The sequence below is a fragment of the Sphingobium xenophagum genome (genome assembly GCF_002288285.1).
Lineage (GTDB): Bacteria > Pseudomonadota > Alphaproteobacteria > Sphingomonadales > Sphingomonadaceae > Sphingobium > Sphingobium xenophagum.
This window is the reverse complement of the sequence record NZ_CP022746.1, coordinates 435,001-456,191: the sequence shown is the minus strand read 5'-3', so window position 1 is coordinate 456,191 and position 21,191 is coordinate 435,001. Positions and strand designations below refer to the sequence as shown.

Below are 21,191 nucleotides of genomic sequence, written 5' to 3'. Positions count from 1 at the left end.
CCTTGTGCGCCTTTTCGCGGGCTAGCGAATTGCCATGTGGTCGCAGAATACCACTACGGCACTAGCAACGACTTGCGCTATCATAGCGTCACAGTCGGTCGGGGACCAAGGCGTCTGTTCCTCCTCGACTCTCCCGACTTCCGAAAAGCAGAGAGGCGGAAGCGCCGCTTGACTTCACCATGCCAGAATATAACGTTATCTCATATCTGATCGGAGACATGCGTTGCGAGCTGCGGCTTTGTTTTTTTGCCATGCCATGGCGGCTGCGATCCTGATCGCACCGGCGGCGGTCGCGCAGCGTCCCGATAATTTGAAACCGTCAGAATCGATCTGGAAGCCTGCGGCTGCGCCGCCGGGCGGCATATCCTGGGCCGTGCTGGAATCGACCAAGGAGATCCAGCGACGCCAAGCTGGCACCATCTATTCAAAGCCTGCCTTCTCACCGAAGGTCAAGGCGCTGAAAGGCAAGCGGATCAAGGTAAGCGGTTATGTCATGCCGCTTCAGAACAGCCCCAAGCAGACGCATTTCGTACTGCTCGCCTACCCACCCGATTGTCCTTTCCACCTGAACCCGGCTCCTAATCAGTTTGTCGAGATCAGGACCAGTGCACCCATTGCGGTGCGATCGGGCGTACAGTCGTTCGAGGGACAGTTGATCTTGAGTGGCGAAGACGAAAGCGGCATTTTCTACCTTATGAAGGAGAGCCGCGAGATTTGAGCGCGGCGTCGAAAGGACGTGATTTATGCGAGGTCCAGTTTCAATCGGCGTTCAGCTCGCCTCGGCCGCGTCGCTGCTCGTCGCGATGCCGGCCATGGCCTGCGATATGCACGGATATGGCTTCGGGGAAGCGGATATTTTGGCCGCGATCGACTATACTGGCCTGTCCTACAGGGAACAGCTCGCCGCGCAAGAGGAAGCGCTGGCTCGCTATGAACAAGAGAAGGCTGCCGAACTGGAACGGGCCAAGACGGCGTTCGCTTCACGTTTCAAGGTTGATCCCGCACCGGTCGAAATGGCGCAGCAATAAACCCGTATTGACGATGATCAGCCATGGCTGGTGCAAAATGAACTGCCTGCGCCCGATGCTTGATCGCAAAGCCCAGATGCCTATTGCCGAGTAGGCTGCGGCTGGCAGAATCATGTGGTCACTGGCTTGGCCTGTCGCTCAACGATTTTGCCCATGGCAACGCGCTAATCTGATCGGAGCGGGGGCGGCTCATCCCGACACATAGCTGAACATAGGTGATCGTCTGCGCCGAATGTAGCTGCGCCGGACGCCACGAAGCAGCGATGGCAACAGAACCAGCAATATAAAATTACACGCACAGTATGTTATGGTATAACATACTGTGCAATATGAGATCATCTTGCATGTGCAAGAAGGCGGATCGGAAGCGGCTTTGCCTGTCCAAGGCAGAGCATATCGGAGTTGGCGAACGAATGTTTACGGAAGATATGGTGCATAACGCGTTGCAGACATGGTGCGACAACGTCGTCGCAGTCGGCAAGGCGCATTCCGAAGGCGGAGACGCCCGTGCTGTCGCGGTACAAGTCCTGCACGATAATTATGACTATGATAATGGAAAGGTTCTGTTCAAGCCGACCCTGACCTTTGGCACGCAGACCTATCGTCCCACAAAGGAGGGGGCGCTCGCCTATTTCACGGGCGGCGACGAGAATTTTCCCGACGACAAAGGCTTCAAGCTCAAGCCATGGGTCAAGGTCTGGTATAGCAAGGAGGATTTCATCCTCCATGGCGATCTGGCGATCGTGCAATGCAACGTGCATTTCATAGGTGGAGATGACAGCCACATCTTCGTGAACAAGAGCTTCGTGTTCAAGGAATGCGATGATGGCAGGGTCCGGATCATCTTGCACCAATCGTCTTTGCCCTATCAGCCATGACTTCAAGGCGCGGCAACACAGATGTCGCCTTATGGCAAAGGGCTGCCGTGCGATGGATCAAACAATGATTCATTATAACCCGTTGAGAAAAAGCAGCTTCTCCAGGACAGAATGGGCTTGTGGCGGGGGGCATATGTCTGTCCCCCCGCAAAACGGCGCGATGTGTGGAGCGATGTCGTGAATCGCGCCAAGATGGAGCAACTGGTCACGATTGCAGGCGACCGCGCCTCGCTAGACCGCATTGCGAGCCCCGATGCGGCGCTGGCAATCTGGTGGCGCCAACTACCGGAGACGCTCAGAGTGGCTCTGGCAGAACTGGACCTTCATTCCATTGCCGACATCTCCGTAGACATTGATTTCAGCGGTTCAATTGCCGCCGCTTTGCGTACTGCTGAATATCCCGAAGCTTCTGTTATGGCCTTGTCCTCCGACATCGATCTGCTTGTCAGGCGCGATGCCGCGCTGACAGGAGAAGATCGCCTGCACGTCCAGCTTGCCGTGGTCGAGAACGATCCTTGCAGCCGCTTTCGGGCAGACTGCACCACATTGCGTCTGCAATGCACCTATCTCGGACCCGGCACACAATGGTGTTGCGTCGACGGTCAGGACGCGATCTGCGAAGTCCCAACCGGGTCAGTGGGTGTATTCAAAGGCCGATCGCTGCTCGACCCCCCAGCCATTCTCCACCGCCCACCGCCATTTGGCGCCCCGCGCCTGGTGCTGACGATCGATCCCGCCGGGTCTCGCTAAGCCGAACGGAATAATCGCGATTATATTGTAATGCCGATCCTACTCGCGCCCGATCGGATAGAGCAGATAGCGATCATCGAAATAGGGCGTACGCTCATAGAACCAGGCGAGCCGCGCATTGCCATCGGCTGCGAACGCAGGATCGGCGGCCAGCTTGGTTTCGAATTCCTGCCTGAGCGCGGCATTCTGGGTCAGCATCCGCTCTGCCAGCGGCGCGATCGCATAGGCTTCGATATATTCGGTGCGCTGGAGCATGCCGGGGAAGAAATTCCAGGCAAGCACGCCATCCGCGCTCTCCGGCTCAAGCAATGCCGCCGCGAGCAAGCCAAGCGGCTGATCGGACGGCACCCGCACCGATCCCGCCGGGAATGTCTCGCTGCGGCGGCCATGCGTGAAACCGCCTGCCATGAGCGGCACCCTTCCCTCGATCGGGGCACCCAGCTTCGGCTCTGCGATACGCACCATGTCCAGTTCGATGGTGCGCGGCGCATCGATGGTCTCGAAGCGAATCCCGTGCAGCTTCAGTCGTTCGATCACTTCGGGCGCGGTCGCAGGCACCCACCAGGCCTTCGGCAACCGCACCGATTGGTCGGGCTCCTCACCGAACACCGGTATCTTCTGGGTGATGGGACGGCCAAGCCAGCGGATCTCCTCGCGCCCCGAAGCAGCCGACCGATAGCGATCATGCGCGATACCGAGGAAATCGACAGTGTAGATCGGGTCCTTCAGCGGCTTCCACTTGACCACGAGATCGGCAGGACGCTCGGCTCGATCGGCATCGATCGCCGCGCGGAGGCGTGCGCCTTCATTACCGGCCAGCCGCAGCGCTTCCTCAACGAAAACATATGTGCCGAGCACACGCTGGCGATAGGGTCGCAGCGAAAGTGTCTCGATCAGGATCGTCGGCACGTGGCGATAGTCGCCATAGCCTGTCGAATAACGCGGCGTGTCGGGATCGTGGCTGATGCCCTTGTCGGGATTGCGATTATCGACCGCGCTTACATAATAGCCTGGCGTGTGGCCCGCCCGCTTGAGCGCCGCGTCCATCGCGGGGCGCAGCCGCGTATCGAGCCAGCGACCGATGGCGGGCGATTTCGCATAATATCCGCGCCAGCCTGAAAAGGCATAAGCGACATCATATTGATGATCGATGCCGTCGGTAACATGCAGGTCCAGATAGAGGGTAGGATCGAGCCGATTGATGAGGGCGATCATCGCCTGCATTTCGGGCGCATCGGCCTTCAGATAATCGCGGTTGAGATTGAGATTCTGCGCGGTGGTGCGCCAGCCCATCGAGCGCGGGCCGCGCTGGTTCGGGCGGTTCCACGGACTTGCGCGCTCATGCCCATCGGCGTTGAAGATCGGCACGAAAACCAGGTCGACCTTGTCAAGCAAGCCATGCTTGCCGCGATGCGCGATATCGCGCAGCAACATCATGCCTGCGTCCTTGCCGTCGATCTCGCCCGAATGGATGCCCGCCTGGACGAGCAGCACCGGCTTGCCCCCGCCGCCCTTGCTCGCGCGCACGAAATAAAGGTCGCGGCCTTGCGCCGTCTTGCCGAAGCTCTCGATCGAAAGCAGCTGCGGCGCGGAAGCGACCAACCGCTCGAGCCAGGCGCGCGTCGCGGCATAGTCCGGCGTGTCGACGAAGTTCACACGCTCCGCGGGCGTAATCCACGGATCATTTGCGCCGACGATCAGCTTTTCGCTGGCGCCTTTCCATGGCGCGAGCGGGGGCAAAGGCGCCTCAAGCGACTGTGCCAGCGCCGGATGCGCGGCCATGAACAGGACCAAAGACAGAAGTCGCCGCATTGCAAATCCCCTTCACATCACATGCCCCAAGGCGCCGTGATAGCTCATATATTTGCCGGACTATCATAGAGGGTGCGGCCCTTGGGAGAGAAATAGACACAGGCTAGTCACGCCTGCGCCAGCGTCGTCCATTCGCCGAGCAGCGGATTGGCGGACTGGTCGGCGGGGATGGCCGCGACCGGCGAGGCGGCGGCGCAGGGAGGAGACAATGTCAGCATGGCAATGGTGGCGGTACAGGCAAGCAGGCGCGATCGCACGTTCAAACTCCGATTATATTGGGTGGTGGGGTCGAATCCGAAAAGACCCGCTTCGCCTCATGCTCACGGTTCGGGTGATCATGGGTCGCGCAGTCCCGGCAGCATCCGTGCATCTCGACTACGGTCCGGTCGACGGCAAAGCCGAACCGATGCGCGCAATCCTGTAGCCGGGCAAACAGGTCTGGGTCCGACAAGATCTGGACGGCTTGGCACTGATCGCAAATAAGGCATCCGTCGAATGACTGCTGCTTGAGCATATAGGCCGACAGGGATTCCACCCGATGGACCAGACCCTGATCGATCAGCCGCGCGAGGGTGCGATAAACCTGATTGGGCACAATCGACTGGCCAGCGACTATGGACCGGTCAGAAATGTCGTAGGCGCTGATCGGCCGGTTCGATGCGGCAAGCAGGTTAAGGACGAGCGCGTCCAGATCTTCAGGCGTTCGCCGTGCGGCCAGGCGTAATTTGGGATTGGCCCCGTGCAGTGAAGGAGACCCGGCGTGCATGATCACAACCGGGTTGGGTTTGGAAGGCCGGCATAAACGGTCTCTGCATCGAATGCGGCCCTATGCTCGACCCGCTCCAGCCGGATGGGAGCATCCGTCGCGACGCTGGCCAAGTCGACTTCGCGATAGAAGCATGACCTGAAACCAACATGGCAGCTTCCAGGGCCGTCGATTGTCACCAACAGGATCAGGGCGTCCTGGTCATCGTCGATCAGGACATGTTCAACCCTTTGGGCAAAACCGCTATGCTCGCCTTTGCGCCACAAGGCGCGTCGACTGCGCGACCAGAAATGCGCCTGGCGCGTTCGCAATGTTCGCTCCAGCGCTTCGGCATTCATGTAACCAAGCATCAATATCATCTTGTCGTCGGCATTGACGACAATGACCGGCATCAGCCCTTCAGCATCGAAGCGGGGCGCGAGAGTCTCGCCCAGTTCGATCTGCTCGACGCTCGATCGTTCGGCGAATATTGTCATGACGCCATTTTCTCCGGAATGAGTGAGGGCGTACGATCATTGAGCAGATCCTCGACATAGCCCGAAAGTTCGTAGCGGCGGATATGGTTGGTCAGCAGCATGAGCGTACCGCGCAATTCCTCGGCGCTAACATCGCGCGTGATGAAAACGAGCCGCGTGCGTCTGTCGTCAGAAGGCCAGTCATCGAGCAGCACAGGTGGATGAAAGATATGCTGAACGCCGTGGATGACGACCGGCTTCGGCTCGCCGATCAGGTTCACAATGCCCTTGATGCGTAGGATATCCGGTCCCTTGAACATGGTGAGGATATCGAGCCACCGCTCGAAACCTTCGGCATCGAGCGGTTCGTCGAACGTCAGGCAAGTGGCGTGAATATGGTCATCATGACGGTTCAGGTCGTGATGATGATGGTCGTGGTGGTCATGGTCATGCTCGTGATCATGTCCGTGATCGCTGCCTGCATAGGCTTCGGCCCGAAGCCAGCGCTGGACGTCGTTGGTCTTGGTCGCGGGATCGTAAAGACCTGCATCGAACAGCGATGCAGGATCAGCCTGTCCGTTGCTGACGGGAATGATAGGCGCGGCGGGATTGAGAGCGCGCACTCGTCGCTCGATCGCGGCGCGCTCTTCGCCTGACGCGAGATCGACCTTGGTCAACAGGATTCGATCGGCCATGGCGGCCTGCTTGACCGCCTCCTCCTGCGCGTCGAGCGTCGCCATGCCCGCGGCGGCGTCCACCGTCGCGATCACGCCGTCGAGCCGATAGAGCGTCGCCAGATCGCTGTCAGTCATCAGCGTGTGCAGGATCGGCGCAGGATCGGCCAATCCCGTCGTCTCTATCACCACACGATCGAACCAGCATGTTCCGTCACGCGCAAAGCGCCAGGGCGCATCGCGCAATGTTCGAAGCAAATCTCCGCGGATCGTGCAGCACAGGCAGCCGCCCATCATCTCGACCACCAGATCGTCGCTCGACCGGGTGATGAGGTCATGGTCAAGGCTGACGGCGCCAAACTCGTTGATGACGACCAGCGCACGGCTCATCTCTGGCGCATTGACCAGATGGTTAAGCAGCGTGGTCTTGCCGCTGCCAAGAAAGCCCGTCAGAACCGAAACCGGGATCAGCGACTGCGGACCGGCAAAAAGTGCGCTCATGCGATGCCTCCGGCAGCGAGTTCAGCGCGGGCCTGGTTAAACCAACCCCTCACATTATCGAGATGCGCTTCGCCCCACGTCTCGATGAAGCGCTGCGTTCCATAATCCCGCGGATCGGCGAGCGCTGCGATGCGCGCATCGACATAGCGGGGCGTCAGCGGAATCCGGCAAAGGACCGTGATACAATGCTTCCACTCATCATAAGAGCACGGAACGATAGGCGGCTTCATACTCTTCTGTTTCCCTTCTTTGGCGCGCCGCTCTTGTGCAATGCCTTCCAGTTGAGACCATGTCCCAAGGCAAGGAGCAGGGCACCAGCAACTGACAACATCGTCTCCATGGCTTCGGTGGGCGCCTGCAATGCCCCCAACGCCAGCAAAGCAAGTCCCGGCAGCGCAATTGCCGTCGGCATGATCCTGCGATGGCGGCGATAGCCAGTGGTCAGGGCCAGGACGCTGGTGGGCACGGCAAGCGCAAGTGCCCAGAGATGAAATGATTCGGGAAACGCCAGAAAGGCTGCAAGGGTCGGCAGCAAGACGATCAGCAGCGGCAGGACCAGACAATGGATCAAGCACAGGATCGAAGCGCCGATCGCCACACCGTCATATAATCGTTGCCCTTGCGTATTTACAGTCATGCCCGACTCCCATCAGCGCTGGACATCTCCTGCCCTAAATCCTATTTAGTGATGATATACCATATCTTTCAAGTCAAGGACCGTTTATGCCCGCGCAAGATTACCGACTGCCCATTATGCTGCTTGCGGCGGCAAAATCGCCGCTCTCAACAACATCCTCGCAAATCGCGAGAAACGAAGAACGACGCCACGCCGACGCTGGTGCGCTGCGCAGTCTATGAGTTCGGCGCGCGGGTCGAACGCGGTCCGGTCATATTCACGCTCACGCACTGGTGGGACCGCTCTGCGGGTGCGTCATGTCGGGTCACGCCCGCTGATCGAGGACAACAGCCTGCGAGGACCTGCTACCGCGATCGTCAATTGCGAGTGAGCGGAACGATATTGTTATAGTTCGTGTGAGCGGGACCATAAACCAAAGTCGCGAGTTGCACTCATGGGGAATGGGAACCGCCCGCCAGCATCAGGAGGACTAAATGAAGAGAATTGCATTGTTGTTGGCGATGGCCGCCGTCGTTCCAGCTATGCCATCAGCCCTTGCGCAGAGCGCTCCCGCGCCAGCCACCTTCACCTTGCCGCCGCTGCCCTATGCCGCGAGTTCACTTGAACCCGCAATCGACGCGCAAACCATGACCATCCATCACGACAAGCATCATCAGGCTTATGTCGACGCGCTTAACAAAGCTGTTTCGGCCGATCCTGCGCTGACGGGTCAGTCGCTCGAACAGCTTGTCGCAAAGGCGGGAACTTTGCCTGCGGTCGTCCGCAACAATGCCGGTGGGCATTGGAACCACAGCTTCTTCTGGAAATCCATGGCCCCGCCTGCGCAAAGTGGTGCGCCGTCACCAGCGCTCGCCGCCGCGATCGACGCCAGTTTCGGCTCGCTCGACAAGTTCAAGGCGGCGTTCAAAGCAGCCGGGACCGGGCGGTTCGGCTCGGGCTGGGTCTGGCTGATCGTCGGTGCGGACGGCAAGCTCGCCATTACATCGACACCCAATCAGGACAATCCGCTGATGGATGCGGCGGAAACGAAAGGCAAGCCGATCCTGGGCAATGACGTGTGGGAACATGCCTACTATCTTAAATATCAGAACCGCCGCGCAGACTATCTCGACGGCTGGTGGCAGGTCGTGAATTGGCCCGAAGTCTCGCGGCGCTATGCCGACGCGACGGCACGAAGGTAAAGGCGCCGATCCGGGGTGTTGCTGGCCGTACGGCCAATTGCCTCCCCAAACTTTGCGGACGCAATTGTGCGCAGCGTTACGTCGCGCGCAGGATCTGCCAATCCGCCAGACGCGTTTTCTGTCGTTTCAAGGGGCCGGTCAGGAATGCTGGATATTGCCTCCTGACCGGACCTGCCGTTCCCGGCATCCCAAAAAAACGGAAAGTCCACTTTGCCCGGCGGCTCACGGGTACCAGCCGCCGTTCGTCTCTACGATCGACGAGGCTCAACGACCAGCAATGATGACAAAAGCAAAATTTTAATCAGGATCAATGCTGGCCGCTGGTCGTTGACGAAATGCAGTTAAATTCGGGGGCATTCATGGCCGATCTTGTGAAGACCTTTTTCAAGGCCGCTCGATTGGCGCGCAAGGGACGCCCGATCTCTGCGGCCCTGGCGATGAGCGATAGCGTCACCCCATCGGTCCGCCCGGCTCGCAAGCGGGCCAAGAAGGCCAAGCAAGCCTCGCCACGGACGACGGTGCCGGTCTTGCCCCGCCCCGCACCGGGCAGCTTCATCACGCAAGAGTTCCACTGCAAGCACGGTACCTTGGCTTATAAGTTTTACACACCGCACGGTTCGGCTCGTCGACGCATGCCGCTCGTGGTGATGCTGCACGGCTGCTCGCAATCGGCTGCGGATTTCGCTGCCGGAACGGGCATGAACGCGCTCGCCGACGAACTTGGTTTCCTCGTGCTGTATCCCCAGCAGTCTCAACGCGCGAACCTGGCGCGCTGCTGGAACTGGCACAATCCCGCTCATCAAAAACGCGGTCGCGGAGAACCGGCGGTCATCGCCGCCCTCACCCGCCACGCAATGGCCCTTGGCCGTGCCAATCCGGCCCGCATCTATGTTGCCGGGCTATCGGCAGGCGGGGCAGAGGCGGCCATCCTCGCAGCAGCCTATCCTGACATCTTTGTTGCAGTGGGCATCCATTCAGGCGTAGCGCATGAGGATGTCCAGTCCCTGCAAGGCGCGATTGCCGCCATGCGCGGCGATACGCGGCCTCGTCCGACAGGAAAGGTCCGGCGGCCGTTGCCGACGATCGTGTTCCATGGCGACCATGATCGCGTGGTGCACCCTTCCAATGCCGGCGCGTTTCTGCGCGATCTTGAACGATCCAACCCTGGCCAACTTGTCACTAAATCCGTGTCTGGCCGTTCACAAGGCGGCCGGGAATTTACGCGCAGGATCCATAGATCAATGGCCGGGACCGTGCTGCTCGAGGACTGGACGGTCCATGGTGGGGGCCATGGCTGGTCGGGAGGACGCGGCGGCTCCTTCACCGATCCGGCAGGGCCTGATGCATCCAGGGCCATGCTAGACTTCTTCCTTGCCATTCGACGCAGGCCTTAAAATGACGCTTTTCTGCCGATTATCGCCCAAATTCCTGTCACCCAATGCAGACGTTCCGCTTAGCTCGACCCGAGCGTGCTGGCCGACGATCTCTACATTCCGTTCAGGGAAGTGCGGCTCGTTCGCTGGAGGCTTTGCGGGCTTGTTCAGTTCGATTGGAATCCATGTATGACCAATGTTCAACCCTCCATCGATCTCGATCGCCTCCGGCATATTATCGGCAGCCTGAGCGAAGGCGTAATCCTGGTAGATGCCAACCAGGCCATCATATGGGCGAACGAGGCAGCGCTTCGGATGCACGGCGTCGATGACCTGAGCGGCCTTGGAAAGGATGTCGACGATTACAGGGAGCGCTTCCAGTTGCGGTATCGCAACAAGCATAGACTGGGAGAAGGCGATTATCCGATCGACCGCGTCATTGCTGGAGAAGCCTTTGACGAGGTCGTCGTGGAAGTCATCCCGCGAGATGAGTGAGGATCAGCGTGCAATAGGCACCCCCTTCGTGGGGTGATCGGCGTGCAAAAAGGACCCCTTCATCCCGGGGATTTAGTCGGCCGACTGGTTTTGATCAGTTGGCGAGAACGGGATGTTGATCGTGGAGACAGTGGTTCGGATTCGGCGTGAGCATGCAGCGGGTAAGGCGATCAAGGCGATCGCTCGTGACCTTCGTTTGTCGCGGAAGGTCGTCCGCAAAGCGATCCGGTCGCCGGAGGCGGCGTTCAACTATCAGCGCAAAGTCCAGCCGCTGCCGCGGATCGGTCCTTATCAGGATCGTCTCGATGCGCTGCTTGAGGAGAACGAAGGTCGCGGCCGCCGCGATCGGCTACGGATGACGCGTATCCATGACCTGCTGGTGCGCGAGGGGTTCGATGGATCCTATGATGCGGTGCGCCGCTATGCGGCGCGCTGGCGTGCTGCGCGGCGGAAGGATGCTGGCGAAGGCGCACCGGCGTTCATCCCGATGACCTTCCAGCCGGGTGAGGCCTACCAGTTCGACTGGAGCCACGAGGATGTGGAGATCGCCGGCAAGCCGATGCGGGTGAAGGTGGCGCATATGCGTCTCTGCGACTCGCGCGCACCCTATGTCCGGGCCTATCCGCGCGAGGGCCAGGAGATGCTGTTCGATGCCCATGCCCGGGCGTTCGCGTTCTTCGGCGGTGTGCCGCGACGCGGTATCTACGATAATATGAAGACGGCGGTGACGGCCGTGTTCACCGGCAAGGAGCGTGTGTTCAACCGCCGCTTCCTGATCATGACCGATCATTACATGGTCGAGCCGACCGCCTGCTCGCCGGCGGCGGGATGGGAGAAGGGCCAGGTCGAGCAGCAGGTCCAGACAATCCGAGGCCGCTTCTTCCAGCCGCGGCTCCGGTTCGCCAGCCTGGCCGAGCTCAACGGGTGGCTGGAGGCCGAGTGCCGGCGCTGGGCCGAGCATCATGCCCATCCCGAACGCGGGGATATTACCGTCGCCGAGGCGCTGGATATGGAGCGACCGGCCCTGCAGCCGATCCTGGCACCGTTCGACGGCTTCCATGAGAGCGAGCATGCCGTCACCGGCACCTGCCTCATCAGCTTCGATCGCAACCGCTACTCGGTCATGTCGACGGCCGCACGCCGGACCGTTCAGGTGCGCTCCTATGCCGATCGCATCGTCATACGCTGCGGCGATGCGATCGTCGGGGAGCATGAGCGCCACTTCGGTCGGAACCGCACGATATACGATCCCTGGCATTATCTGCCGGTCCTCGCGCACAAGCCCGGCGCGCTGCGTAACGGCGCACCGTTCCAGGACTGGGATCTGCCGCCCGCCCTGCACCGATTACGGCGAAGGCTCGGCACCGGGGACGAGGCCGATCGCAGGTTCGTGCGGGTCCTCTCGGCGGTGCTCACCGATGGCCTGGAGCCGGTAGAGGCTGCCGTGCGCGAAGCGTTGGCGAACGGAACGGCCAGCGACGAGCTGATCCTCAACATCCTCTCCCGGCGCCGCGAGCCGGCGACACCCCACAGCATCGTCACTTCGGAAGACCGGATGCTGCAGCATCCTCCGCTCGCCGACTGTGCCCGCTATGATCTGCTGCGAGGCTATGATGCAGCGGCATGATATGATCGACACGATGCGCGGCCTCGGACTCAAGGGCATGGCGGCGGCGTTCGACGAGGCGGTCACCACCGGCCTCCAGCGCAAGCGCACCACCATGGAGATACTGACCGACCTGCTCCGTGCTGAGGCGACCCACCGGGATGCAGCCTCCATCCGCTATCGGATGACGGCTGCGAGGCTGCCCGTGGTGAAGGACCTGGAGCGGTTCAGCTTCGAGGGCACACCGATCAATGAGGAGATGATCCGCTCCCTTCACGATGGCTCCTTCCTCCCGCCTCGCCGCAATATCGTGCTGGTCGGCGGCACGGGGACAGGCAAGACCCACCTCGCCATCGCGATCACCGCCAATGTCGTGCGAAGGGGCGCTCGCGCCCGCTACTTCAACACCGTCGATCTGGTGACACGCCTCGAAGAGGAGACCCGGATCGGCAAAGGCGGGACCCTGGCGGCGCAGCTGTCGCGGCTCGACCTGATCGTTCTCGACGAGCTCGGTTATCTGCCGTTCGCCCGCTCGGGAGGGCAGTTGCTGTTCCACCTCATCAGCAAGCTTTATGAGCGGACCAGCGTCATCATCACCACGAACCTCGCCTTCGGCGAATGGCCGACCGTGTTCGGCGATCCCAAGATGACCACGGCGCTGCTCGACCGCGTCACCCACCACTGCGATATCGTCGAGACGGGCAACGACAGCTGGCGCTTCAAAAACCGCAGCTGACAGCCACCTTCGGCGCCTTCAAAAATCTATCTTGCGCTGCGCGCGCCTCCGGTCGGGCTACGCCCGCCCTCCGCCGCACGCAGCGCAAGGCCATCTTCAACAAACCAGCATCATATTATCTGAAAAGGGGGTCCCTCTTCGACGCCGATCGGGGGTCCCTTTTGAACGCCGTTTGACAGCTCTGCAGGCGGAATTTGCGCTGACGCCAGTCGAGGCGGGGTGGATGACGGTCGCATTCTACGCGACCTATGCCACGATGAGCATGCTATTGTTTCGCGTGCGACAAGAATTTGGCATCCAGCTGTTCTTGCGATGGGCGATGGCGGGGCTCGTGCTCGCCAATTTCGTGCAGCTTATCGGGCCGGGCTATCACGCCGAATTGGCCGCGCGTGCCGTTGCCGGAATTGCTGCGAGCGGACTGTCGGCTCTCACTATCTATTATCTTATGCAGGGCCTTCCGCCGACGATGCGGACTGCGGGTCTCGTACTCTCACTTGGACTCACGCAAATCGCTTTTCCGTTCTGCCGTGCGCTGTCCCCCGCGCTGTTGGTCGATGGCGATATGACCCATGTTTTCCAGTTCCAGTTCGCACTCTCGCTGCTGGGTCTTGCTTTTGTCTACCTGCTGCGTCTGCCACCGGGCGTGCGCAAGATGACCTTCGAAAAACTCGATATCCCGAGCATGATGCTGTTCGTGCTGGGCGTCGCCTCGCTCTGCGCGTTCCTGATCCTGGGACGCATCGTGTGGTGGGACGCGCCATGGCTGGGCTATACGGTGGTGCTTGCGGTTATCGGGCTAGGCGGCTGTCTGCTGATCGAGGCCAACCGAAGGAGCCCGATGCTCGACCTGAGCTGGCTATCGAGCCGTGCGATCCTCAGCATCGCGGCGATTGGGGCGACGGTGCGCATCCTGGTCGCAGAGCAAGGTTTCGGGGCGAGCGGCATGTTCACGGCGCTTGGTTATGGCAATGAGCAGCTGACCGGCTATTTCTGGGTGCTGACCGGAGCGACTACTGCTGGCATGCTGCTATCGGTCATCCGGCTCGACCCAAAGGATTTGACCCGGCCCGTGCTATTTGCCGTGCTCGTGATCAGCGTCGCAGCCTTTGCCGACACCCGCACCGGCGTCATGAGTCGCCCTCAGGATCTCTATCTGTCACAGGCAGCTATCGCCTTTGCTGCCGTGTTCGCCATGGGGCCCGTGCTGATGCAGGGGATGCTGCGCGCGCTTGCTGCGGGGCAAAATTATATAATCAGCTTCATTGCCATCTTCTCGCTGTCGCAATCGGTCGGCGGCCTTGCTGGCATTGCGCTGCTGTCCGCCTTCCACACGGTCCGGCTCAAGACGCATCTGATCGATGCTGGCACGACGCTCGCGATGAGCAATGTCCAGCTCTCTCAAGCTTTCTCGAACACGGCGCAGCGCACCGCGCCATTGCAGCAGGACCCGGCGCTGGTGCAGCAGGCTACCTCGGCCAGTATCTCGGCCCAGATCGGCCGCGAGGCAGCGGTGCTCGCGTTCAACGACGTCTTCTTCCTCATCTGCACGCTCTCGGCGATCACCTTCGTTGCGCTGCTCGTGCCTTGGGTGATCAACAAGATTCGCGGGCGCAATCCGCTCGCCAAGGAACTCGCCTTTATCGAGGCCATGCGCGCAAGGAACGACCCATGACATCCGTCAACCCGCAAGCTGCCGCCACCGAAACATCGGCCGCCGCCAGCACGCCTGCGCCGCCCGAAAAGGGCTGGTCGCCCCAGCTGTCGCGCGAGCGCGTGCTGATTGCTGGCGCGCTGATAGTCATTGGCGTGCTGGTTGCGCTGTTTGCTTGGGGGTTGCCACCCTTTGCCGGAGGCGATCAAACCACCAACAACGCCTATGTGCGCGGGCGCACGACCATCGTCAGCCCGCAGGTCGCAGGCTATCTCGTCGAGGTTCGCGTCGCCGATTTCCAGACAGTGAAAGAGGGCCAGTTGCTCGCGCGGATCGATGCCACGCCATTCCGCCAGAAGGTGCAACAGGGAGCCGCGAACATCGCCGCACAGCAGGCGACACTGGCCAATAGCGAGCAGAGCCTGCGCTCGGCCCAGGCACAGTTGCAGCTCCAGGATGCGGCTGTGGCCAGCGCCCAGGCGGGCTACCAGAAGGCACAGGCAGATATGAACCGCATCAACGAGCTGGTCGATGAAGGCTCGATCTCCTTGCGCGAACGCGATCAGGCGCTGGCGGCGCTGCGTCAATCGCAGGCCGGCGTAAGGCAGGCTGAGGCTCAGCGCGCTATTGCGGCCCAGAATGTCCGATCCGTCCGGGTGGGTCGCGGAGCGCTGGAGGCTCAAGTCCAAGGCGCCGAGGCATCGCGCGATCTGGCCGCCTTCGAGCTGTCGCGGACGGAAATTCGCGCACCGCGATCGGGTCGATTAAGCGAAATCACCGCGCGAGAAGGCCAGCTGGTCAGCGCCGGAACCCAGTTGATGTACATCGTCCCCGATGAACTTTGGGTGGTTGCGAACTTCAAGGAAGCGCAGACGGAGAATATGTCGGTCGGCCAGCGCGCCACACTGGAAATCGATGCGCTCGGCGGGGCACAGCTGACCGGCCGGGTCCAGAGCATCGCGCCTGCGGCCAGCAGCGAATTCAGTATCGTCAAGCCTGACACCGGCGCGGGCAATTTCGTCAAAGTGCCACAGCGGATCGCTGTGCGCATCGTGCTTGATCCTGACCAGAAGATCGCCCGACGGCTTGGCCCCGGCATGTCCGTAGTCGCCACCGTGCATACCGGGGAGTGAAGCCGATGCGCAGCCGCTTCATCGCCACGCTCACCGGCGCCCTGCTGATTTCTGGCTGCGCGCCTGCCTTGCAAGATGCACCCCGGGGTGCGTCGGTGGCTGCGCCGATCGCTTGGCGCACGCAGCTTGGCGTGCCCGCTCCGGTCGAGGCGCAATGGTGGCAACGCTTTGGCGATCCGCAAATGTCTGCACTGGTCGAAAAGGCTCGCGCGAACAATCCGGATGTCCGGATCGCCGCTGCCCGTGTCGAGCAAGCGCGCGCCACGGAGCGTGGATCACGCGGCTTGTTGCTGCCCTCGCTCGGCATAGGCGTCGATGGCGCGGTTCGGCGAGAAGTGTCTCCCTTCGGCCAAGGACTGGAATCAGTCGGTGTGCAACCGGCATTTCGCGCCAGCTACGAGCTGGACACCTCGAAGAACCGCTGGATTTGCGTGTAGGGTCGACGGTGCGGATTGAGGCGGCGTGGAAGGAGTGATGTTGCAGCGTATTTGTCGGTGATTTCGATATTGCCGGTGCCGCAGTGGCCGGATTTACCGTCGGTGGCGCTTGGTTCATATCAAGCAGGCGCAGTTCGCCCTTCGAGCCAGGCCAAGCGCTGGAAGTTATAGGCCAAGTTGGCCATGCCGATCTTGATGGTAGCGCGGGCGATGCCGATGGTGCGCACGACCAGCCCCATGCGGTTCTTTTGCCCGGCGAACACATGCTCGACCTGGGCGCGGATCTTGGAACGCCGGGTATTGGCCTTGGCGATCCGCTCAGGCAACGCTCGCCGCGGTTTACGCCGCTGGTGAATGTGGCTGGTGAACATGCCACTGGCCAGGAACGCCTCGTTCTTCTTGGATCGATAGGCGGTATCAGCCCAGACGCCGGAGGCAGTGTTGTCCTTACTGATCAGAACCGGCAGCCGTGCGCCGTCATGGGCATTGGCGGCGCTGGCATCCCAGGTGCGGATCAGCCCATGGGTTTTGTCGATGCCGATATGATTCTTGTACCCGAACATCGGGATGGCCAGATCGACCGGCCTAGCCGCCTTGGGATCGGCGCCCTCTTTGATCTTGGCCTTGCTGTACTTGATCGACCAGCGCGCATCACGGTCCTTTTGCCGGGTCTTGGCCGGCTTCCAGCCCTCGGGCACGCCGCCTTCCTTGATCGCTGCTTTCTCCGCTTCGGTATTGCGCTGTTTGGGTGCCTGCACGACCGTAGCGTCGATGATTTGCCCGCCCATGGCGAGATAGCCCCGATCCTTGAGGGCAGCGTCGAAGCGAGCGAAAAGTTTGTCTATGGCCTTGGCATTTACCAGGCGTTCCCGAAACAGCCACACCGTGGTCGCATCCGGCACGGTGCCATCGAGCCCAAGGCCCAGGAACCGTTGGAATGACAACCGGTCTTTGATCTGAAACTCGGCGGCCTCGTCCGACAGCGAATAGAGCGCCTGTAGAACCAGAATCTTGAACATCAGCACCGGATCAAAGGGCGGTCGCCCACCCTTGCCGCGAACGCAGCGACGAAGCGCTGCCACCAGCGGACCACGGAAAACCTCGAAATCCACAACTGCCGCTAATCGCTCCAGCGGATCGCCCGCCGCGCTCAGCGCATCGTACCGGTCCGAAAGATCGAAGAAACCAGGCTGACTTGCCATCATCGCCTCCTACGCATCGCCGACGAAGTGAATCAAATCCGCCGATCAAACGCCAGAGTTTTTCGAGGTGTCCAGCTTGATCTCTTTGGCAAGAATGCCGCGCAGATCGACGCGGCCAGCGCCGGCGTTGCCGCGAGCGAGGCCAGTGAAGAGGCAGTCAGGCTCTCCGTGACTGCCGCAACCGCAACTGGCTATATCACGCTGCTGGCGCTCGACGCGCGTCTGATGGTGCTCGAAGATACGGTCGTAGCGCGTCAGCAGGCGCTCAAGTTCGCCCGTGACCGCGCCGAAGTCGGCTATACATCGCAGCTCGAACTCCGTCAGGCCGAAGCCGAATATCAGGCGGCGGTCCAGCTGGTGCCACAGCTCCGGGCACAGATTGCGCGGCAGGAAAACGCGCTTGCGGTGCTGAGCGGCGATCTGCCACGAACGGTTGATCGTGGTGGCACGCTTGATAACCTGCGTCAGCCAGCGGCGCCCTCGACTTTACCTTCCGAACTGCTTCGGCGCCGTCCCGACATTGCGGTTGCCGAGTATCGCCTCGCCGCTGCCGATGCGCAGATGCGGGCAGCCCGTGCGCAATTTATGCCATCGATCAACTTGGGCGCGAGCGCTGGCATCGCGATTTCGGATCTGCTCGCCGATCCGATCAGCTTATGGTCGGTAGGCGGCAGCATCCTTGCGCCGATCTTTCAGGGTGGACGTCTTACCGCGCAGCTGGACGCCACAACTGCACAGCGCGATCAGGCCGCTTGGGCCTATCGCTCGGCGGCACTCAACGCGTTCCGCGAGGTAGACGACCGTATGGCGGTGCTCGCCAATCTCACCAAACAAGAGGTCGCGTTGCGGGCCCAGAGAATGGCGGTGGCAGACGCCCTGCGCCATGCTTCAAACCGATATCGAGCCGGCTATACGGCCTATATCGAGCAAATCGACGCTCAGCGCGCGCTTTTGGGAGTCGACCTGTCTTTGATACAGACCAGAACCGATGAACTCACTACCCTAATTGGTCTTTACCAGGCGGTGGGAGGCGCGGCAGATTAGATGGCGCCGCCATTATCAATGCGAAAATAGAAACCAGAGCACTTGGCAGCATATTAAGTCCCCTAAACAAGCGCGATTTCATAATAGTGAACCATGCCGGATTTGTCGAAGGCCCCAACTCTTAAGTAGATGGAGCTGATTACACCTTGGAAATGGCTCGACTGGTTGAGAATGCGCAAAGCCCCGGCACTTTTGCGTCGGGGCTTTGAGTAAGGTGTCTGGCATTGGTTGCGGGAGTAGGATTTGAACCTACGACCTTCAGGTTATGAGCCTGACGAGCTACCGGGCTGCTCCATCCCGCGTCACCAAAGGACAAAGGGCGGACCTTTTGGGTCCGCCCTTTGATGAACTGTGAATGGGTTTTTGTGTGTCCTGATATGCGCGTGCTTCAATGCCTGGCGACGCCCTACTCTTCCAGTGCTTGAGCAATAGTACCATCGGCGCAGACTGGTTTCACGGCCGAGTTCGGGATGGGATCGGGTGGGTCACAGACGCTATGGTCACCAAGCAATGAAGCAGGCGCATATAAGGGGTTTCAATCGATACCGTGCACATTTGTTTATGAGAGATCTATCTGGCTGGCTTTATAACCGACCATGTCTGTCAGGCATCTGTTGTCCAGAGCTGTCATTGATGGTGGGACTCTGCGGTTCGTGATGAACCGTTTAAGCGCGAATAGGACAATTAGTATCGGTTAGCTTCATGCGTTACCGCACTTCCACATCCGATCTATCAACGTGGTGGTCTTCCACGGTCCTGTGAAATCTTATCTTGAGGGAGGCTTCCCGCTTAGATGCTTTCAGCGGTTATCCCGTCCATACATAGCTACCCTGCTGCGCCACTGGCGTGACGACAGGTACACCAGAGGTATGTTCAACCCGGTCCTCTCGTACTAGGGTCAACTCCTCTCAAATTTCGACGCCCACGGCAGATAGGGACCAAACTGTCTCGCGACGTTCTGAACCCAGCTCACGTACCACTTTAATTGGCGAACAGCCAAACCCTTGGGACCTGCTCCAGCCCCAGGATGTGATGAGCCGACATCGAGGTGCCAAACGATTCCGTCGATATGAGCTCTTGGGAATCATCAGCCTGTTATCCCCGGCGTACCTTTTATCCGTTGAGCGATGGCCCTTCCACGAGGGACCACCGGATCACTATGACCGACTTTCGTCTCTGCTCGACTTGTCAGTCTCGCAGTCAGGCGGGCTTATGCCATTGCACTCTAACAGACGGTTTCCAACCGTCCTGAGCCCACCATCGCGCGCCTCCGTTACTCTTTAGGAGGCGACCGCCCCAGTCAAACTACCCACCACAGAGGGTCCCTGCACCGGATAACGGTGCGAGGTTAGACATCAGAAAACAGCAGGGTGGTATTTCACCTATGGCTCCACTCAGGCTGGCGCCCAAGTTTCAAAGCCTCCCACCTATGCTACACAGCTCTTTCCTAATGCCACTCTGAAGTTGCAGTAAAGGTGCACGGGGTCTTTCCGTCTAACCGCGGGTACTCCGCATCTTCACGGAGAATTCAATTTCGCTGAGCATATCCTGGAGACAGTGGGGAAGTCGTTACGCCATTCGTGCAGGTCGGAACTTACCCGACAAGGAATTTCGCTACCTTAGGACCGTTATAGTTACGGCCGCCGTTTACCTGGGCTTCAATTCAGAGCTTGCACTCCTCCTCTTAACCTTCAGGCACCGGGCAGGCGTCAGGCCCTATACGTCGTCTTGAAGCCGACTTAGCAGAGCCCTGTGTTTTTGCTAAACAGTCGCTACCCCCTGGCCTGTGCCCCCCACAAGTGCTTGCGCATATGTGGGGCCTCCTTCTTCCGAAGGTACGGAGGCAATTTGCCGAGTTCCTTCAGGATACTTCTCTCAAACGCCTTGGTATACTCTACCATTCCACCTGTGTCGGTTTAGGGTACGGTCTATACGGAGGGGCTATTTCCTGGGACGACTTCACAGCCTGGAGCAATCCAATAAGCCCAGACCATTTACGCCATCCGTCACACACCTCCAGGCCCACGAATATTAACGTGGTTCCCATCGACTACCCCCTTCGGGCTCGTCTTAGGGGCCGGCTTACCCTGCTCAGATTAGCTTTAAGCAGGAACCCTTGGAATTTCGGCGACAGTGCATCTCACACTGTTAATCGCTACTCATGTCTGCATTCGCACTTCCGATACCTCCACGACCCATTACCAGATCGCTTCAACGGCCTACGGAACGCTCCGCTACCGCTCAGTCAAAGACTGAACCCTAAGCTTCGGTGCATCACTTTAGCCCCGTTACATCTTCGCCGCAGGATCTCTTGTTTAGACCAGTGAGCTGTTACGCTTTCTTTAAAGGATGGCTGCTTCTAAGCCAACCTCCTGGTTGTTTTGGAAATCCCACATGCTTTCCCACTTAGTGATGACTTGGGGACCTTAGCTGTAGGTTAGGGCTGTTTCCCTTTTGACGACGGACCTTAGCACCCGCCGTCTGTCTGCCGAACTAGACTCGTTGGTATTCGGAGTTTGGTTAGAGTTGGTAGATCTCGCGACCCCCGCATCCATCCAGTGCTCTACCCCCAACGGCAATCATTCGACGCTCTACCTCAATAGATTTCGCGGAGAACCAGCTATTTCCCGGCTTGATTGGCCTTTCACCCCTAAGCACAACTCATCCGACAATTTTTCAACATTGAACGGTTCGGTCCTCCAGTGCGTGTTACCGCACCTTCAACCTGGTCATGCATAGATCGCCGGGTTTCGGGTCTAATGCATCAAACTTCGTCGCCCTGTTCAGACTCGCTTTCGCTGCGCCTACACCTAACGGCTTAAGCTTGCTTGA

Annotated in this window: 21 protein-coding genes, 1 tRNA gene and 2 rRNA genes (1 of these 24 running past the window's edge); 13 read left to right on the top strand and 11 right to left on the bottom strand. The window is 60.0% G+C overall.

What is annotated here, in order from left to right:
- Positions 1-256 precede the first annotated feature (256 nt).
- The 4 genes from CJD35_RS16990 to CJD35_RS16975 all read left to right on the top strand — a co-directional run bounded on the left by CJD35_RS16990 (position 257) and on the right by CJD35_RS16975 (position 2,656).
- Positions 257-718, top strand: a complete 462-nt coding sequence (locus CJD35_RS16990) for a DUF3299 domain-containing protein (RefSeq protein ID WP_019052796.1) — start codon at positions 257-259, stop codon at positions 716-718.
- Positions 719-743: 25 nt separating this feature from the next.
- On the top strand, positions 744-1,028 hold the full coding sequence (locus CJD35_RS16985; protein ID WP_017182449.1) for a hypothetical protein: 285 nt from the start codon (positions 744-746) through the stop codon (positions 1,026-1,028).
- A gap of 428 nt (positions 1,029-1,456) precedes the next feature.
- Positions 1,457-1,906 (top strand): hypothetical protein, encoded by a 450-nt coding sequence (locus CJD35_RS16980; protein ID WP_244917267.1) that lies wholly within the window; start codon positions 1,457-1,459, stop codon positions 1,904-1,906.
- A 177-nt stretch (positions 1,907-2,083) separates the two neighbouring features.
- A complete protein-coding gene (locus CJD35_RS16975; RefSeq protein WP_244917266.1) occupies positions 2,084-2,656 on the top strand; it encodes a DUF1826 domain-containing protein in 573 nt (190 codons plus the stop codon).
- A 39-nt stretch (positions 2,657-2,695) separates the two neighbouring features.
- On the opposite strand, the gene CJD35_RS16970 is transcribed toward CJD35_RS16975, so the two are convergent.
- The 7 genes from CJD35_RS16970 to CJD35_RS16945 form a co-directional block, all read right to left on the bottom strand.
- Complete coding sequence (locus CJD35_RS16970) at positions 2,696-4,438, bottom strand: M14 family metallopeptidase (RefSeq protein WP_244917265.1); 1,743 nt, start codon at positions 4,436-4,438, stop codon at positions 2,696-2,698.
- Between the two features lie 137 nt (positions 4,439-4,575).
- The gene (locus CJD35_RS22510; RefSeq protein WP_157742334.1) at positions 4,576-4,725 is read right to left on the bottom strand and encodes a hypothetical protein; all 150 of its coding nucleotides are present in this window, start codon (positions 4,723-4,725) and stop codon (positions 4,576-4,578) included.
- Between the two features lie 2 nt (positions 4,726-4,727).
- Entirely contained in the window at positions 4,728-5,234 is a 507-nt protein-coding gene (locus tag CJD35_RS16965) for a Fur family transcriptional regulator (RefSeq protein ID WP_244917264.1), read from the bottom strand.
- Between the two features lie 2 nt (positions 5,235-5,236).
- Positions 5,237-5,710: a phosphoribosyl-AMP cyclohydrolase gene (gene hisI, locus CJD35_RS16960; protein ID WP_095687280.1), complete on the bottom strand. Its 474-nt coding sequence runs from the start codon at positions 5,708-5,710 to the stop codon at positions 5,237-5,239.
- The gene (locus CJD35_RS16955; protein ID WP_095687279.1) at positions 5,707-6,864 is read right to left on the bottom strand and encodes a CobW family GTP-binding protein; all 1,158 of its coding nucleotides are present in this window, start codon (positions 6,862-6,864) and stop codon (positions 5,707-5,709) included. Before CJD35_RS16955 ends, hisI begins: the two co-directional genes overlap by 4 nt.
- A complete protein-coding gene (locus tag CJD35_RS16950) occupies positions 6,861-7,094 on the bottom strand; it encodes a hypothetical protein (RefSeq protein WP_095687278.1) in 234 nt (77 codons plus the stop codon). The genes CJD35_RS16955 and CJD35_RS16950 overlap by 4 nt, the downstream gene beginning before the upstream one ends.
- Positions 7,091-7,462 (bottom strand): MerC domain-containing protein, encoded by a 372-nt coding sequence (locus CJD35_RS16945; RefSeq protein WP_244917263.1) that lies wholly within the window; start codon positions 7,460-7,462, stop codon positions 7,091-7,093. The genes CJD35_RS16950 and CJD35_RS16945 overlap by 4 nt, the downstream gene beginning before the upstream one ends.
- 560 nt (positions 7,463-8,022) lie before the next feature.
- Between CJD35_RS16945 and CJD35_RS16940 the strand changes: the two genes are divergently transcribed.
- From CJD35_RS16940 to CJD35_RS16905, 8 genes are all read left to right on the top strand, one after another.
- On the top strand, positions 8,023-8,682 hold the full coding sequence (locus tag CJD35_RS16940; RefSeq protein ID WP_095687276.1) for a superoxide dismutase: 660 nt from the start codon (positions 8,023-8,025) through the stop codon (positions 8,680-8,682).
- Between the two features lie 359 nt (positions 8,683-9,041).
- The gene (locus tag CJD35_RS16935; RefSeq protein WP_244917262.1) at positions 9,042-10,076 is read left to right on the top strand and encodes an extracellular catalytic domain type 1 short-chain-length polyhydroxyalkanoate depolymerase; all 1,035 of its coding nucleotides are present in this window, start codon (positions 9,042-9,044) and stop codon (positions 10,074-10,076) included.
- A 75-nt stretch (positions 10,077-10,151) separates the two neighbouring features.
- On the top strand, positions 10,152-10,550 hold the full coding sequence (locus CJD35_RS16930; RefSeq protein ID WP_244917261.1) for a PAS domain-containing protein: 399 nt from the start codon (positions 10,152-10,154) through the stop codon (positions 10,548-10,550).
- Positions 10,551-10,662: 112 nt separating this feature from the next.
- Positions 10,663-12,177 carry an IS21 family transposase gene (gene istA / locus CJD35_RS16925; protein ID WP_021238707.1) on the top strand — a complete coding sequence of 505 codons (1,515 nt, stop codon included), beginning with the start codon at positions 10,663-10,665 and terminating at the stop codon, positions 12,175-12,177.
- Entirely contained in the window at positions 12,164-12,892 is a 729-nt protein-coding gene (gene istB / locus CJD35_RS16920) for an IS21-like element helper ATPase IstB (RefSeq protein ID WP_031304487.1), read from the top strand. The genes istA and istB overlap by 14 nt, the downstream gene beginning before the upstream one ends.
- Before the next feature lie 172 nt (positions 12,893-13,064).
- On the top strand, positions 13,065-14,564 hold the full coding sequence (locus CJD35_RS16915) for an MFS transporter (protein WP_244917260.1): 1,500 nt from the start codon (positions 13,065-13,067) through the stop codon (positions 14,562-14,564).
- Positions 14,561-15,676, top strand: coding sequence for an HlyD family secretion protein (locus CJD35_RS16910; protein ID WP_017183391.1), 1,116 nt, complete (start codon positions 14,561-14,563; stop codon positions 15,674-15,676). The genes CJD35_RS16915 and CJD35_RS16910 overlap by 4 nt, the downstream gene beginning before the upstream one ends.
- A 5-nt stretch (positions 15,677-15,681) precedes the next feature.
- Positions 15,682-16,113, top strand: coding sequence for an outer membrane factor lipoprotein domain-containing protein (locus CJD35_RS16905; protein WP_095687316.1), 432 nt, complete (start codon positions 15,682-15,684; stop codon positions 16,111-16,113).
- 119 nt (positions 16,114-16,232) lie between these two features.
- On the opposite strand, the gene CJD35_RS16900 is transcribed toward CJD35_RS16905, so the two are convergent.
- Positions 16,233-17,315: an IS5 family transposase gene (locus CJD35_RS16900; RefSeq protein WP_031309815.1), complete on the bottom strand. Its 1,083-nt coding sequence runs from the start codon at positions 17,313-17,315 to the stop codon at positions 16,233-16,235.
- Between the two features lie 27 nt (positions 17,316-17,342).
- Between CJD35_RS16900 and CJD35_RS16895 the strand changes: the two genes are divergently transcribed.
- Positions 17,343-18,359, top strand: a complete 1,017-nt coding sequence (locus CJD35_RS16895; protein WP_244917259.1) for an efflux transporter outer membrane subunit — start codon at positions 17,343-17,345, stop codon at positions 18,357-18,359.
- 225 nt (positions 18,360-18,584) lie between these two features.
- On the opposite strand, the gene CJD35_RS16890 is transcribed toward CJD35_RS16895, so the two are convergent.
- From CJD35_RS16890 to CJD35_RS16880, 3 genes are all read right to left on the bottom strand, one after another.
- Positions 18,585-18,661, bottom strand: a tRNA-Met gene (locus tag CJD35_RS16890).
- Positions 18,662-18,752: 91 nt separating this feature from the next.
- Positions 18,753-18,867 (bottom strand): 5S ribosomal RNA (gene rrf / locus CJD35_RS16885).
- 157 nt (positions 18,868-19,024) lie between these two features.
- A 23S ribosomal RNA gene (locus CJD35_RS16880) occupies positions 19,025-21,191 on the bottom strand (it continues 629 nt past the right edge of the window).